Annotated in this window: 16 protein-coding genes; 8 read left to right on the top strand and 8 right to left on the bottom strand. The window is 63.5% G+C overall.

What is annotated here, in order from left to right; genetic code table 11:
• The first annotated feature begins 144 nt into the window (after positions 1–144).
• The gene (locus Lysil_RS13660) at positions 145–774 is read left to right on the top strand and encodes a C40 family peptidase (protein ID WP_103074681.1); all 630 of its coding nucleotides are present in this window, start codon (positions 145–147) and stop codon (positions 772–774) included.
• Positions 775–823: 49 nt separating this feature from the next.
• On the opposite strand, the gene Lysil_RS06505 is transcribed toward Lysil_RS13660, so the two are convergent.
• On the bottom strand, positions 824–1,357 hold the full coding sequence (locus Lysil_RS06505) for an acyl-CoA thioesterase (protein WP_103074680.1): 534 nt from the start codon (positions 1,355–1,357) through the stop codon (positions 824–826).
• A 29-nt stretch (positions 1,358–1,386) separates the two neighbouring features.
• Between Lysil_RS06505 and Lysil_RS06500 the strand changes: the two genes are divergently transcribed.
• Positions 1,387–1,875, top strand: a complete 489-nt coding sequence (locus tag Lysil_RS06500) for an NUDIX hydrolase (protein ID WP_103074679.1) — start codon at positions 1,387–1,389, stop codon at positions 1,873–1,875.
• Between the two features lie 26 nt (positions 1,876–1,901).
• Here Lysil_RS06500 and Lysil_RS06495 read toward each other — a convergent pair whose 3' ends face one another.
• From Lysil_RS06495 to Lysil_RS06485, 3 genes are read right to left on the bottom strand one after another with little or no spacing between them, the layout of a single operon-like run.
• Positions 1,902–2,168 (bottom strand): DksA/TraR family C4-type zinc finger protein, encoded by a 267-nt coding sequence (locus Lysil_RS06495; protein WP_103074678.1) that lies wholly within the window; start codon positions 2,166–2,168, stop codon positions 1,902–1,904.
• A gap of 1 nt (position 2,169) precedes the next feature.
• Positions 2,170–2,640 (bottom strand): ferritin-like domain-containing protein, encoded by a 471-nt coding sequence (locus Lysil_RS06490; protein WP_103074677.1) that lies wholly within the window; start codon positions 2,638–2,640, stop codon positions 2,170–2,172.
• A gap of 32 nt (positions 2,641–2,672) precedes the next feature.
• Positions 2,673–3,983 carry a dicarboxylate/amino acid:cation symporter gene (locus tag Lysil_RS06485; RefSeq protein WP_103074676.1) on the bottom strand — a complete coding sequence of 437 codons (1,311 nt, stop codon included), beginning with the start codon at positions 3,981–3,983 and terminating at the stop codon, positions 2,673–2,675.
• Between the two features lie 171 nt (positions 3,984–4,154).
• Between Lysil_RS06485 and Lysil_RS06480 the strand changes: the two genes are divergently transcribed.
• From Lysil_RS06480 to Lysil_RS06470, 3 genes are read left to right on the top strand one after another with little or no spacing between them, the layout of a single operon-like run.
• Positions 4,155–4,943 carry a 3-hydroxybutyrate dehydrogenase gene (locus Lysil_RS06480; protein WP_103074675.1) on the top strand — a complete coding sequence of 263 codons (789 nt, stop codon included), beginning with the start codon at positions 4,155–4,157 and terminating at the stop codon, positions 4,941–4,943.
• Between the two features lie 22 nt (positions 4,944–4,965).
• The gene (locus tag Lysil_RS06475; RefSeq protein ID WP_103074674.1) at positions 4,966–5,718 is read left to right on the top strand and encodes an acetoacetate decarboxylase; all 753 of its coding nucleotides are present in this window, start codon (positions 4,966–4,968) and stop codon (positions 5,716–5,718) included.
• A gap of 2 nt (positions 5,719–5,720) precedes the next feature.
• Positions 5,721–6,932, top strand: coding sequence for a patatin-like phospholipase family protein (locus tag Lysil_RS06470; protein ID WP_103074673.1), 1,212 nt, complete (start codon positions 5,721–5,723; stop codon positions 6,930–6,932).
• A gap of 28 nt (positions 6,933–6,960) precedes the next feature.
• Here Lysil_RS06470 and Lysil_RS06465 read toward each other — a convergent pair whose 3' ends face one another.
• Complete coding sequence (locus Lysil_RS06465; protein ID WP_103074672.1) at positions 6,961–7,434, bottom strand: CopD family protein; 474 nt, start codon at positions 7,432–7,434, stop codon at positions 6,961–6,963.
• Positions 7,435–7,507: 73 nt separating this feature from the next.
• Here Lysil_RS06465 and Lysil_RS06460 point away from each other — a divergent pair, with 73 nt between their 5' ends.
• Positions 7,508–8,110, top strand: a complete 603-nt coding sequence (locus Lysil_RS06460; RefSeq protein ID WP_103074671.1) for a class I SAM-dependent DNA methyltransferase — start codon at positions 7,508–7,510, stop codon at positions 8,108–8,110.
• Positions 8,111–8,173: 63 nt separating this feature from the next.
• The gene (locus Lysil_RS06455; RefSeq protein WP_103075030.1) at positions 8,174–9,472 is read left to right on the top strand and encodes a polyhydroxyalkanoate depolymerase; all 1,299 of its coding nucleotides are present in this window, start codon (positions 8,174–8,176) and stop codon (positions 9,470–9,472) included.
• Positions 9,473–9,682: 210 nt separating this feature from the next.
• On the opposite strand, the gene Lysil_RS06450 is transcribed toward Lysil_RS06455, so the two are convergent.
• The 3 genes from Lysil_RS06450 to Lysil_RS06440 all read right to left on the bottom strand — a co-directional run bounded on the left by Lysil_RS06450 (position 9,683) and on the right by Lysil_RS06440 (position 11,760).
• A complete protein-coding gene (locus Lysil_RS06450; RefSeq protein ID WP_103074670.1) occupies positions 9,683–10,396 on the bottom strand; it encodes a YiaD family glycine zipper/OmpA-like lipoprotein in 714 nt (237 codons plus the stop codon).
• An 84-nt stretch (positions 10,397–10,480) separates the two neighbouring features.
• Positions 10,481–11,407: a sensor domain-containing protein gene (locus Lysil_RS06445; protein ID WP_103074669.1), complete on the bottom strand. Its 927-nt coding sequence runs from the start codon at positions 11,405–11,407 to the stop codon at positions 10,481–10,483.
• Positions 11,404–11,760, bottom strand: a complete 357-nt coding sequence (locus Lysil_RS06440) for a PadR family transcriptional regulator (protein ID WP_103074668.1) — start codon at positions 11,758–11,760, stop codon at positions 11,404–11,406. Before Lysil_RS06440 ends, Lysil_RS06445 begins: the two co-directional genes overlap by 4 nt.
• A gap of 348 nt (positions 11,761–12,108) precedes the next feature.
• Between Lysil_RS06440 and Lysil_RS06435 the strand changes: the two genes are divergently transcribed.
• Positions 12,109–13,032 (top strand): peptidylprolyl isomerase, encoded by a 924-nt coding sequence (locus Lysil_RS06435; RefSeq protein ID WP_103074667.1) that lies wholly within the window; start codon positions 12,109–12,111, stop codon positions 13,030–13,032.
• The last annotated feature ends 37 nt before the right edge of the window (positions 13,033–13,069 follow it).

Below are 13,069 nucleotides of genomic sequence, written 5' to 3'. Positions count from 1 at the left end.
TGTGTGATGAGCAAATGACGGTCAATGGCAAATTTTGTGCATTCAGTTCCACTTTTTAACCATTTTTTACGTTTTCTTAAACAAACTCCACCGTCTTGTCGGGCACACTCTCGGCTCGTTTAGCCGAATGAAGAACCCGTGACGATGACCGAGACGCGCTCCCAACGCCTCGGCCGCCTCCGCAAGCAGGCCGCCTACACCTCCATTTTCGTCATCGGATCCGTCTTCGCGACCCCGGTGTTCGCCCACCAGACAGAGACCAGCGCCGACCGCCTGGACAGCATCGGCGGCAGCGTCATCGACCAGGTCGATGGCAATTCGCTCAGCCAGACCCTCAGCCAGCTCGACCCTTCGGTCATGCCGGCCGGCAGCCCGATCAGCAGCGCCGATCAGGGCCGCATCCAGAAAGTGTTGTCGCGCGCCATGACCCTGCTGGGCATTCCCTACCGCTGGGGTGGTACCAGCACGAATGGTTTTGATTGCAGCGGTCTGGTTGGCTACGTCTTCCGCACCGCACTGGGCATCAACCTGCCGCGCGTCTCCCGCGAGATCGCCCATCAGGGCACCAAGGTCCAGGCTGTCGATCTGGCCGAAGGCGATCTGGTGTTCTTCCGCCGCGGTGGCCGCGGTGGCATCGACCACGTCGGCATCTACCTCGGCGACGGCAAGTTCCTGCACGCGCCGCGCACTGGCCGCGACGTCACCGTCTCCAAACTGGATGGCTACTGGTCGCAGCACCTGGTCACGGCCCGCCGCATCGCCAGCGCCGGCTGATTCCCGCCCTCGCGGGAATACCCACAAGAATCGATCGTGATGAAGCCGCCTATTTGGCGGCTTCGTCGTTGTGGGCGTCCGTTTCGGCGTCGCGATAGCGGGCAATGGTCTGTTCGATGTCCTTGCTGAGGTCCATCACCTTGAGCGCGTATTCGGCGAGACGGCGGTCCTCGTCACTTTCCTGCGTCAGCTGCGGCACCGGCAGCGGCCGCCCCGTGAGCTGGTCGACAGCGACGAAGACGATCACGCAATGCGTGCACAGGCGCTCAGGGCCGCCCATCGGATCGCGGGCGCTGACGTCCACGGCGATGTGCATGGAGGTGCTCCCGGTATAGACCAGCTTGGCGTTGATGCTGACCAGGTCGCTGATGCCGATCGGGGCGACGAAGCGGATGCCGCCGACCGCGACCGTGACGGCATAGCGCCCGCACCAGCCGACCGCAGCGGCGTAACCGGCCTGGTCGATCCATTTCATGACGATGCCGCCGTGGACCTTGCCGCCGTAGTTGACGTCGCCGGGTTCGGCGAGGAAGCGCAGGATCAGTTCGCGCTGGTGTTCCGGCGCCGACGCGATTTCAGTCATGCTATGCACATATCCAACGATATCGATCCATGCCTTATACACCGATCATCGGCACCCTCGGCTACATCCTCTCGCCCGATCGCCGCAAGGTGCTGCTGGTCCATCGCAATGCGCGGCCCGGCGATGAACACCTCGGCAAGTACAACGGGCTCGGCGGCAAGCTCGAAGCCGACGAGGACGTGGTCGCGGGCATGCGTCGCGAGATCCTCGAGGAAGCCGGGCTCACCTGCGATGCGTTGCAACTGCGCGGCACCATCAGTTGGCCAGGCTTCGGCAAGCACGGCGAGGACTGGCTGGGTTTCGTCTTCCTGATCACCAGATTCACCGGCAACGCACCCGACCACAACGAGGAAGGCACGCTGGAATGGGTGGATGTCGAGCGCATCTACGAGCTGCCGATGTGGGAAGGCGACCGCCACTTCCTGCCGCTGGTGTTCGACGGCGACGCGCGTGCCTTCCACGGGGTGATGCCGTACAAGGATGGGCGACCGACCGACTGGCGTTACAGCCGGATTTGAGCTTTGTCTTGCAGGTGTCGCGCGCACTATCGCAACTGCGAGTCCTTGCTGCCGCGCCGGTTGTAGCCGCTGGAATGCGCGTCTTCCGCATCGCGTGCTTCCTGGCATGGCACGCACAGGCGCACGCCCGGCAACGCCTTGCGTCGTGCTTCGGGGATCGCCGCGCCGCATTCCTCGCAATGTTCCAGACTCGGGCCCTGCGGCAACTGGCTGCGGGCGCGCTTGATCGCGTCCTTCACCGTGGCGTCGATCTGGTCCTGCACCGCGCCATCGCCGGCCCAACCGGTGGCCATGTCAGTGGCCGCCACCGTGGTCGTGGAAGGTTTCGACATCGCCGGGACGACGCAGCATCTTGTTGACCTCGTCGAGATGCATTTCCTCGGCGACGATCATGTCGCGCGCGTATTCCTCCAGCAGCACCGACTTGCCTTCGCTCAGGCGCAGCAGCTCGTAGTAGACCTCGAGTGATGCCTTCTCGTGGGCGAGGCTTTCGCGCAGGATGTCGCCGATGTCGTGCTGGTGGGTTTCCAGCAATGGGCCGATGCGCAGCGACGGATGGCCGCCGAGCAGCGTCACCAATTCTCCGGCCTTGTTGGCGTGCGCCAGCGATTCGTCGGCGTTCGATTTCATCCACGACACGATCGGGATGCGTCCGTAGCCGTACACCATCAGCCCGTAATGGGTGTAACGCACCACGCCGGCCAGCTCCATCTCCATGATCCGGTTCAGGGTGGCAATCGCTTGTTGCTTGAGATCGTCCTGCATCGCGCGTTCCTCTCTCCAATGGTTGCATGCGATCAGGCCGCATCGCCCTCGATGATGCCGACGTTGCTGTCGGCGGCATCGTAAACCTTCTGGTCGAGCAAGCCGGTTTCCTTCGCCACCAGCACCGGCACCAGCATCTGCCCGGTCACGTTGGTCATCGTGCGCATCATGTCGAGGATGCGGTCGATGGCGTAGAGATAGCCGATCACCTGCAGCGGCAAGCCAGCCGCAGACAACACCACCGTCGCCATGATCACCGCGGTGCCGGGCACGCCGGCGGTGCCGAAACTGCCGAGCACCGACGCGATCGCGATCATCACGTATTGGGTCGTGGAGAGATGGATGCCGGTGTATTGGGCGATGAACACCGCAGCCAGCGCCGGATAGATCGCGCCACAGCCGTCCATCTTGATGGTCGCACCGAGCGGCACGGCGAAACTGGCGTAATTCTTGTCGACACCGAGATTGTGCTGCACCGAGCGCAGCGCCACGGGCATCGCCGCGAAGCTGGATGACGCCACGAATCCCACCTGCATGCCCGGGAAGGCGCCACGGAAGAACTTCCACGGGTTGAGCCGGTGGATCAGCAACAGCGCGGTATAGACCACCACGATGTGGAAGGCACATGCGGCGTACAACGCGACCACGAACTGCAGCAGCGGCTTGAGTTGCGCGAAGCCGTAGCCACCGACCAGCGCGGCGATCAGGCCGAAGGTGCCGATCGGGGTGAATTCCAGCACGAAACGCGTCACCTGGATCATGGTGTCGCTGGCCTCGCGCACCAGTTCGCGCAGGCGCAGGGTGCGATCGCCGAGCTTGACCAGCGCGAAGCCGACCAGTCCCGCAAAGAAGATCACCTGCAGCACGGTGCCATTGCGCGGCATCAGTACTGTTGTATCGCCGACCTTGCCGGTCGCGGCACCGGCCAACGCCGCGAACGGATTGGACGGCACGATGTTGAACAGCATGTCGAGCACGCCGGGAACCTGTTTCTCCTTGTAATCGCTGGCGACCTGCAGCACGCCGACGCCGACACCCGGCTGGAACAGGTAGCCCGCGGCCAGGCCCACGCCCACCGCCAGCACGGCAGTAATCGCGAACCACAGGAAGGTGCGTCCGGCCAGCGCGGCGATCGACTTCTGGCCAGCCAGCGATGCCACCGCATTGATCACCGCGAAGAACACCAGCGGCACCGCGATCATCTTGATCAGGGTGACGTAGAGATCGCCCAGCGGCCCGAACCACGTTTCGGCGTCCTTCCCGAACAGCCAGCCGGCCAAGGCGCCCAGCACGAAGCCGAGCACCACGCGTTTCCAGAACTTGATGCGGAACCACCAGGCCATCGACACATTCCACGGGATCGAAACGCACACGATACCGCAGGCCGGGGGCCTGCCCTCATTGCAATCTCTCTGCCATTCATTCCGCCGCATAATCACGGACACGACCCCCGTTCACGCGGCGCACGGGCGGCGGATGACACCCTGCACCACAGCGCATCTTCAGGAGCACACATGAAATCGACACTGGACGGAAAGGTCTGCATCGTCACCGGCGCCGCCAGCGGCATCGGCAAGCGCATCGCCGAGGTTTACGCACAGGCAGGCGGCAAGGTCGTCATCGCCGACCTCAACCTCGATGCCGCGACCGCGGTGGCCAAGGAGCTGACCGATGCCGGTGGCCAGGCGATGGCGGTGGCGATGGACGTCACCGACGAGCAGCAGGTCATCGATGGCGTGGCCAAGGTGGTCGCGCAGTACGGCCAGGTCGACGTGCTGGTGTCGAACGCCGGCATCCAGATCATCAACAAGGTGACCGATTTCACCCTCACCGACTGGCGCAAGCTGATCGCGATCCACCTCGACGGTGCCTTCCTGACCACCCGCGAGTGCATGAGGGACATGGAAAAGCGCAAGGCGCCAGGCGCGATCATCTACATGGGCTCGGTGCATTCGCACGAAGCGTCCAAGCTCAAGTCGGCTTATGTCGCCGCCAAGCATGGCCTGCTCGGCCTCGCCCGTACCGTCGCCAAGGAAGGGGCGGAATTCGGCATTCGCGCCAACGTGATCTGCCCGGGCTTCGTGCGCACGCCGCTGGTAGACAAGCAGATTCCCGAGCAAGCGAAGGAACTCGGCATCAGCGAGGACGACGTGGTCAAGAAAGTGATGCTGAAGGACACCGTCGACGGCGAATTCACCACCGTCGACGACGTTGCCAACCTCGCGCTGTTCCTCGCCGCGTTCGAGACCAATGCGCTGACCGGCCAGAGCATCGACATCAGCCACGGCTGGATGATGCTGTAACCGGAATCGCTGGAGCGCACCCATGAATGCCGATGACGTCCGCAAGAACGCCTTCGCGATGCCGATCACCAGTCCCGCCTACCCGCGCGGGCCGTATCGCTTCGTCAACCGCGAATTCTTCATCATCACCTATCGCACCGATCCCGATGCATTGCGCGCGGTGGTGCCCGAACCACTGGAACTCGGACCCGAGCCGCTGGTCAAGTACGAGTTCATCCGCATGCCCGACTCCACCGGCTTCGGCGACTACACCGAATCCGGACAGGTGATCCCGGTGACCTACCAGGGCGAAGCCGGCGGTTACGTCCACGCGATGTATCTCAACGATCATCCGCCGATCGCCGCGGGTCGCGAGTTGTGGGGTTTCCCGAAGAAGCTCGCCAATCCCAAGTTGAAGACCGAGATCGATACGCTGGTCGGCACGTTGAAGTACGGCAAGGTGCGGGTGGCCAAGGCGACGATGGGTTACAAACATGTCGACATCGACGATGCGCCGGTGCTGAAGGCGCTGGGTGCGCCCAACTTCCTGCTCAAGATCATCCCGCACGTCGATGGCACGCCGCGCATCTGCGAACTGGTCAAATACTTCACCACCGACATCACCTTGAAGGGTGCGTGGTCGGGTCCGGCCGCGCTGGAACTGCATCCGCACGCGCTGGCGCCCGTCGCCGACCTGCCGGTGCTTGAAGTGAAGTCGGCGTTGCATTTCGTCGCCGACCTCACCCTCGGCCTCGGCACTGTGGTTCACGACTACCTCGCGCCGCCGAAAGCCTGACCATGGCCGTCCGCAAAGCGACGACCGCGAAGGGAACGGCCGACAACAAGGATGCGCTGCACAAACGCGTGGCGCGCTATCCGACCGTTGCGCTGGTACTGCAAGGCGGCGGCGCGCTCGGCGCTTACCAGTGTGGCGTCTATCAGGCCTTGCACGAAGCCGGCATCGAACCCAACTGGATCGCCGGCATCTCCATCGGCGCGATCAATGCGGCGCTGATCGCCGGCAATCCGCCCGAGCATCGCATCGATGTGCTCGACGGATTCTGGAACGAGATCTGCCAACCCGCCGGCAACGCCGCCCTGCCCGCGCTATGGGTGCGCTCACTCTTGACGATGATGCCCGCCTCGCCCGGATTGGAAGCGTGGACGGCCTCGCTCAGCGCAATCGCCGCGTTGTGGCAGGGCCAGCAGGGCTTCTTCACCACGCGACCGCTATCGCCATTCGCGCTCAGTGACGGCAGCCCGGCCGCCACCAGTTTCTACGACACCTCGGCATTGCGCGGCACGCTGGAACGACGCATCGACTTCGACCGCATCAACGCCAAGGCCGGCATGCGCCTGACGGTAGGCGCCGTCGACGTGGAATCGGGCGGTTTCCGCTATTTCGACAGCACGCGTGATCGCATCGGGCCGGAACACATCATGGCCTCGGCCGCGTTGCCGCCGGCCTTTCCCGCGGTGCGCATCGATGGTCGCGACTACTGGGATGGCGGGCTGGTATCGAACACGCCGCTGGAGCATGTGCTGGACGAATGGCCACGCGAGGACACGCTGGCCTTCCAGGTCGATCTGTGGAACGCGCATGGACCGCGACCGAAGACGATGATGGACGTGCTGGAACGGGCCAAGGACATCCAGTATTCCAGCCGCACCCGCCACGGCACCGATGCCGTGGCGCGCACGCAGGAATTGCGCGCGACGCTGACGAAATTGATCAATCAACTCCCCGACGGCAAATTGCCGGATGAGTTGAAGGATGCGATGGCGCCATGGCTGGATGATCGCGTATTCAACATCCTCCACCTGATCTACAAGGCCGCGCCGTGCGAGGAGCAGTTCAAGGACTACGCGTTCGGCCAGACGATCATGCGCGCGCACTGGGACGCTGGCGTGCGTGATACCGCGCTGACGCTGAAGAATCCCGATCTCTTCGCCCTGCCCGATCGCCGCAAGGGATTCACGCTGCATGATGTGCGACGGGGCGTGGAGTAGTACGCGGTGCGCGCATGCAGCGCTCGCGTCAAAACGGTCGTGCCAGCACCAGCCACACGATCGCCACCAGCAACAGCACCGGCAGTTCATTGAACAGACGCAATGTCTTCGGCGATGGCAACACGCGACCGGCGTCGACGCCTTTCAGCCAGCGTCCGCACACGATGAAATACACCAGCAACAACGCCACCAGTGTCAGCTTGGCATCGATCCAGTGCATGCCGGCGACCACGTTCGGCAGCTGCGACGGCCATAGCCGCCAGCCCTGCCACAGCACCAACCCGAACAGGAATGCCATGCCGAACATGTTGTGGCCGAACTTGTACAGGCGTCGTCCCATCAGCAGCAGTCGCGCGCGCACGGCCCGCTCTTCGGGAGTTTCTCCGTCGCCGGCTTCGGCGATGTTGACGAGAATGCGTGGCAGGTAGAACACGCAGGCCATCCACGCGATCACGAAGACGATGTGGAAGGTCTTGATCCACAAATACAACGTCGCGCCCATCGTGTTCTCCTCGTCGCCGAACCGTTAGCATGACATGGCCGTCCGTTCTTGATGACATCAGCGAGCCCAACGCATGACCAAACACTACGACCAGGCCTATTTCGATCGCTGGTACCGCGATGGCAACATCGGGGGGGCACGGCGATTGAAGCGCAAGGTCGCGCTGGCGCTGGCGATGACGGAGTCGATCCTCGAACGTCCTGTGCGCACGATCCTCGATATCGGTTGCGGCGAAGGCGCATGGCGCGCGCCGTTGCTGAAGCTGCGGCCAAAAGCCCACTATCTCGGCTTCGACAGCAGCGTCTATGCAGTGCAACGTTACGGCCGTAGCCGCGGCATCCACCTCGCCACCTTCGGTGATTTCGCCACCCTGCGCCCGTGCGCCCCGGTCGACCTGCTGGTGTGCAGCGACACCATGCATTACGTGCCGACGCGCGAACTCGATGCCGGACTCCCCGGCCTTGCCGAACTGTGCGGCGGCGTGGCTTTCCTCGAAACCTTCTGCCGCGAGGATGCCATCGAAGGCGACCACGACGGCTTCATCGCCCGACCCGCCGCGTTCTATCGCAAGCGACTGGATGCGCTCGGCTTCACCGCATTGGGTGGCCATTGCTGGCTCGCTCCGCGCCTTGACGCCAGCGGCCTGACCGCGCTGGAACGCCCGCTCTCCCCCTGAACCAAAGGATGAATGCCGGCCCGGCCGCGATGGCGTATGCTGCGGTGCGGCAACGGAGGTTCCATGCTCTACCAGTCCCACGAAATCAATCGCGCCCTGCTCGAACCCTGGTCCTACTGGGCGGAAGCGGTCTCCCAGATGTATTCCGCGCCGGGCAGCTGGTTGTCGCAGGTCCCCTGCTCGCAAGAACTGGCCGCCGGTGCCGAACTGTTCCATCGCATCGGCAAGGATTACGAGAAGCCCGAATTCGGCATCCACAGCATCGAGGTCAAGGGCGCGGAATGCGCGGTGCTGGAAAAAGTGGCGATGGAAAAATCCTTCTGCCGCCTGCTGCGCTTCAAGCGTTTTTCCGATGATGCCAAGGTGGTCGAACATCTTCATGCCTCGCCGACCGTGCTGGTGGTCGCGCCGTTGTCCGGCCATCACTCGACATTGCTGCGCGATACCGTCAAGAGCCTGCTGCACGATCACAAGGTCTATCTGACCGACTGGACCGATGCGCGGATGGTGGCGAAGGATGCCGGCGCGTTCACGCTCGACGATTACATCGCCTACCTGCAGGAATTCATCCGCTTCATCGGCACCGATCACCTGCACGTGATCAGCGTGTGCCAGCCGACCGTGCCGGCGTTGGCTGCGGTGTCGCTGATGGCAGCGCGCGGCGAACCGACCCCGCGTTCGATGGTGATGATGGGCGGCCCGATCGATACCCGGCAATCACCCACTGCGGTGAACAACCTGGCGACGCGTCGTCCGCTGGAATGGTTCGAACAGAACGTGACCCACGTGGTGCCCGGCAACCTGCCCGGCGCCGGTCGTCGCGTCTATCCGGGATTCCTGCAACATCTCGGCTTCATCGCGATGAATCCCGAGCGCCACGCGACCTCGCACTGGGATTTCTACCGCGACCTGGTCAAGGGCGACCAAGACACCACCGCGGCACATCGCCGTTTCTACGACGAATACAACGCCGTGCTCGACATGCCAGCCGAGTATTACCTTGACTGCATCCGCATCGTGTTCCAGGAACACCTGTTGCCGCGCGGATTGTGGGACGTGCGCGGCGAACGCGTCGATCCGTCGAAGATCCGCGACACCGCGATCATGACCATCGAAGGCGAACTCGACGATATTTCCGGCGCTGGTCAAACGCGCGCAGCGCATGGCCTGTGCAGCGGCGTGCCGCAGTCGAAGCAGACGCATCTGACCGTCGATGGCGCCGGCCACTACGGCATCTTCAGCGGCCAGCGCTGGCGCACGCAGGTGTACCCGCAGGTGCGTGATTTCATCGCGACGAATGACAAGGCGCCGAAGCGCAAAGCTCCTGCGAAGAAGATCGCGAAAAAAACGACTCGCCGCTGAAGCAACAACACGCGCGCGGCAAGTGGTCGGTCTGCCCGATGCGCGGGCATACGAGGCAGGATGCCGAGTCGAGCCTACATGGATGGATTCACGGCGTCCCGCGCAGTGGGTCTGACCGACCACGCCAGCCAGCGCGTGCCAAGGCTGCTCCATCGGAAGCCCAACAAGAGCCGCCATCACTGGCGGCTTTTTTTGATTACGCCGAACCGATCACGTGCCGTTGTTGGTCAACGGCACCAACCGGATCTCGACACGGCGATTGGCGGCGCGCCCCGCGTCGGTATTGTTGTCAGCGATCGGATACTGGAAGTTGTAACCGTGCGTTTCCATCCGCACCGGCTGCACGCCCTGCCCGGCGAAATAATTCGCCACCGACTGCGCACGTTGCTCGGAGATGCGCTGGTTCACCGCTACCCCACCGACATTGTCGGTATGGCCGTTGATCTCGACGATGGTCTGGTTGTACTGCCCGATGGTGTGCGCAATGTTGTTCAACGCCGGATAGAACTGCGGCTTGACGTCGGTCTTGTTGAAATCGAAGGTCACGCCGTCGGGCAGGTTGAGCTTGATGACATCACCATCGCGTTGCACCTGCACGCCGGTGCCCTGCGTCTGCCGGCGCAGTTCGGCTTCCTGGCGATCCTGGTAGGCACCCACGCCCACACCGGCGAGCGCGCCGATGCCGGCACCGATCATCGCCTTCTCGCGGCGATTCTTGGCGCTGTTGCCAGCCAGCAGGCCGACTACGGCGCCGATGCCCGTGCCGATGAGCGCATTCTTGCCCTTGTGATTCATCCCGCTGGGCGCATTGGGATCATTGGGCGGCGGATATTGATTGTTGGCCTGCCCTGGATAGGTGGCGCAACCGGCCAGCATGCTGAGCACGATGGCACCCACCACGCCAATCTTGATCGACAGATTCATCCGCAATTCTCCTGGCACCAAGTGACGCCAGACTATCCGGTAGCGACCATTAACGGAGCGTGGACGTCGCCGCGGCTGTCATCCTCAATCCACCTGCACCAGCAAATGCTTGGCGATGCGCCCGTGCACGCGCCCGATCAACCGCACCACGTGCAACGTGAGCACCAGCAGGATCGCGCCGAAAAGCACCACGAGCGGCCACAACCACATCGCAGAGACGGAATCGGACAGCAGCACATCACCGATCCATACGTGATAGCCGTTGAAGTCGCCGAACCAGTCGGCCAGCGGCGACGCCATCAACGCCAGCGCCGTCGTCATGCCGGTCATCGCAATGGTGAAATAGACGATGCCCAGCGGCAGCATCAACAGGAAATAGAGGAAGGTCGACCACGTGCGCGGATCGAGCAGCATCTCCTTGATGCGATCCAGCAGCGGCATGGCGCGATCGTGATAGACGGTGCGACGCGGCATGCGTTCGCCCAGCATCACTTCGACGATGCGTCCTTCCACCAGCGACAGGATGCGCGTGGCGCCGATGAACAGCAGCAGCAACGGCAGCCCGATGATCAGCACCATCAATCCGAACGACAGGCTGATGCCGGTCACCGTCCAGGTGAAGTAGAAGATGCCGGTGGCCAGCGACAGCAGCATGTAGAACAGCGCGCCGTAGGTGTAGGGATCGGTGAAGACGCCGAACACGCTGCGCAGCCACGACGGTTTGGTGATGTTGGCGCGCGGTTGCGGGCTTGGCGGACGCAAGGCCTGCTGCACTTTCACTTCGGTGTCGCGATAGATGTCGGCGACTTCATCGGGCGCACCGTAGCTCGACGCCACCGCGGCGATCACTTCGGCCTCGGACTTGCCGGGATTTTCGGCGAGTTCGGAACGCAGGTATTCCTCGGCGTCATACAACGCGTCCTGGATCATCGCCGGATCGGCGCCGGTGAGCGAACGACGGAGGTGTTCCAGGTAATCGGGAATGCTGGTCGGCAACGACGTGGTGTTCATACCTTGGCCCCTTGCAGAACGGAATCGACGGAATCGCGGGTCTCGCGCCAGGCAGCCGCCCATGCGTCGAGAACGGTCTTGCCCGCGGCGGTGATCTGGTAGCAGCGACGCGGCGGCCCGCTGCTGGAAGGTTCGATGGAACTGGACAGCAATCCGGCGCCTTCGAGGTTGCGCAGCACCGGGTACAGCGCGCTCTGCTTGCCGGCCAGCACGCCGCCGCCGTGTTGTTCCAGCCGCTTGGCGATCAGGTAGCCGTGCAGCGGTTCGTGCGCGGATTCGACCACGGCCAGCAGCGCCAGCGCCACGGTTCCGGCGCTCAGCTCTTTGTGGAATTTGCGCAGGCTGTCGTCCATTGCCTCGATCCTCTATGTCGGAGTCGATACTAGTGTTGATTTCGATATAGCGAATGTGCCGGTAGTCATGGCTCACGGCACGCGCTGGCTGGCGTGGGCGGTCAGACCCACTGCGCGGGACGCCGTGAATCCATCCATGGAGGCTCGACTCGGCCCGCTGCGCGGGTCCGGCCACTCGCTTACGCTCTTGGCGTTCGGAATCACCACGCGGCATGCCGCGTAAGCGGCGCTTCCTCACCCATGCCTCGTATGCCCGCGCATTGGGCAGACCACCCACTTGCCGCGCGCGTGTTGTTGATTCCTCGCGTTATCCTCCGGGCTTCTGCTCAAGATCGCCGGAAGAACGCCATGCCCAAGACTGCTGCCCTGATCGTCCCGCTGTTGTGCGCCATGGCGTTCACTGCCACTGCTGCTGCCTCGAAACCGCCCAAGCAGCGCAGCAGCAAGGAGATCATCGACAGCGCGCCGATCAGCGCGTGGTACCGGCCGGATCCGCAGAATGTGCTGTACATGGACGTCAACGGCGGACGCGTGGTGATCGAACTGGCGCCGCAGTTCGCGCCGGCGCATGTCGCCAACATCCAGGCACTCGCCCGCGGGAAGTTCTGGGATGGACTGTCGGTGTATCGATCGCAGGACAATTTCGTCGTCCAGTTCGGCGATCCCGACGCCGACGAAGCCGGCAAGGCCAAACCCTACCCGGCCCCGGCGCAACAGCATCTCCCCGCCGAATTCGATCGCCCGGCCAAGGGGCTCGCCTTCACCGCGTTGCCCGATGCCGATGGGTGGGCGCCGCAGGTCGGATTTTCCGGCGATTTCCCCGCTGCCCGCGATCCGAAAACCGGCCGCGCCTGGATGACGCATTGCTACGGCACGCTGGGCGCCGGTCGCGGCAATGCACCCGACAGCAGCAACGGCGCCGAACTCTATGTCGTGACCGGGCAGGCGCCGCGCCAGCTCGATCTCAACATCACCACCGTCGGCCGCGTGTTGAAAGGCATGCAGTACCTGAGCGCGATCCATCGCGGTCCCGATCCGATGGGCATGTTCGACAAGTCGGAAATGCGCGTGCCGATCACTGCCATTCATCTCGCCAGTGAAGTGCCACCCGAGCAGCGCGAAGCGATCGAAGTGTTGCGCAGCGACAGCCCGCAATTCGCGGAGATGATCGAGGCGCGGCGCAATCGCCAGGACGGCTGGTACGTGCACAAGGCCGGACACATCGATGTCTGCAACATTTCACCAGTAGTGCGCGGCGTTCCCCAACGCTGATTTCGCACGCATTGTTGTGCATTGATCGCGCAACAGG

It is taken from the genome of Solilutibacter silvestris (assembly GCF_002895945.1).
GTDB classification, from domain to species: Bacteria; Pseudomonadota; Gammaproteobacteria; order Xanthomonadales; family Xanthomonadaceae; genus Solilutibacter; species Solilutibacter silvestris.
The sequence above is the reverse complement of the archived record's forward strand: the minus strand, read 5'-3'. Positions and strand labels throughout refer to the sequence as shown.

Excerpts from the sequence above, each read along its gene's own strand:
- Lysil_RS06450 (WP_103074670.1), bottom strand. The coding sequence starts at position 10,396 with ATGAATCTGTCGATCAAGATTGGCGTGGTGGGTGCCATCGTGCTCAGC.
- Lysil_RS06445 (WP_103074669.1), bottom strand. The coding sequence starts at position 11,407 with ATGAACACCACGTCGTTGCCGACCAGCATTCCCGATTACCTGGAACAC.
- Lysil_RS06435 (WP_103074667.1), top strand. The coding sequence starts at position 12,109 with ATGCCCAAGACTGCTGCCCTGATCGTCCCGCTGTTGTGCGCCATGGCG.
- Lysil_RS06470 (WP_103074673.1), top strand. The coding sequence starts at position 5,721 with ATGGCCGTCCGCAAAGCGACGACCGCGAAGGGAACGGCCGACAACAAG.
- Lysil_RS06455 (WP_103075030.1), top strand. The coding sequence starts at position 8,174 with ATGCTCTACCAGTCCCACGAAATCAATCGCGCCCTGCTCGAACCCTGG.
- Lysil_RS06500 (WP_103074679.1), top strand. The coding sequence starts at position 1,387 with ATGCCTTATACACCGATCATCGGCACCCTCGGCTACATCCTCTCGCCC.
- Lysil_RS06440 (WP_103074668.1), bottom strand. The coding sequence starts at position 11,760 with ATGGACGACAGCCTGCGCAAATTCCACAAAGAGCTGAGCGCCGGAACC.
- Lysil_RS06475 (WP_103074674.1), top strand. The coding sequence starts at position 4,966 with ATGAATGCCGATGACGTCCGCAAGAACGCCTTCGCGATGCCGATCACC.
- Lysil_RS06505 (WP_103074680.1), bottom strand. The coding sequence starts at position 1,357 with ATGACTGAAATCGCGTCGGCGCCGGAACACCAGCGCGAACTGATCCTG.
- Lysil_RS06490 (WP_103074677.1), bottom strand. The coding sequence starts at position 2,640 with ATGCAGGACGATCTCAAGCAACAAGCGATTGCCACCCTGAACCGGATC.
- Lysil_RS06465 (WP_103074672.1), bottom strand. The coding sequence starts at position 7,434 with ATGGGCGCGACGTTGTATTTGTGGATCAAGACCTTCCACATCGTCTTC.
- Lysil_RS13660 (WP_103074681.1), top strand. The coding sequence starts at position 145 with ATGACCGAGACGCGCTCCCAACGCCTCGGCCGCCTCCGCAAGCAGGCC.
- Lysil_RS06495 (WP_103074678.1), bottom strand. The coding sequence starts at position 2,168 with ATGGCCACCGGTTGGGCCGGCGATGGCGCGGTGCAGGACCAGATCGAC.
- Lysil_RS06480 (WP_103074675.1), top strand. The coding sequence starts at position 4,155 with ATGAAATCGACACTGGACGGAAAGGTCTGCATCGTCACCGGCGCCGCC.
- Lysil_RS06460 (WP_103074671.1), top strand. The coding sequence starts at position 7,508 with ATGACCAAACACTACGACCAGGCCTATTTCGATCGCTGGTACCGCGAT.
- Lysil_RS06485 (WP_103074676.1), bottom strand. The coding sequence starts at position 3,983 with ATGGCCTGGTGGTTCCGCATCAAGTTCTGGAAACGCGTGGTGCTCGGC.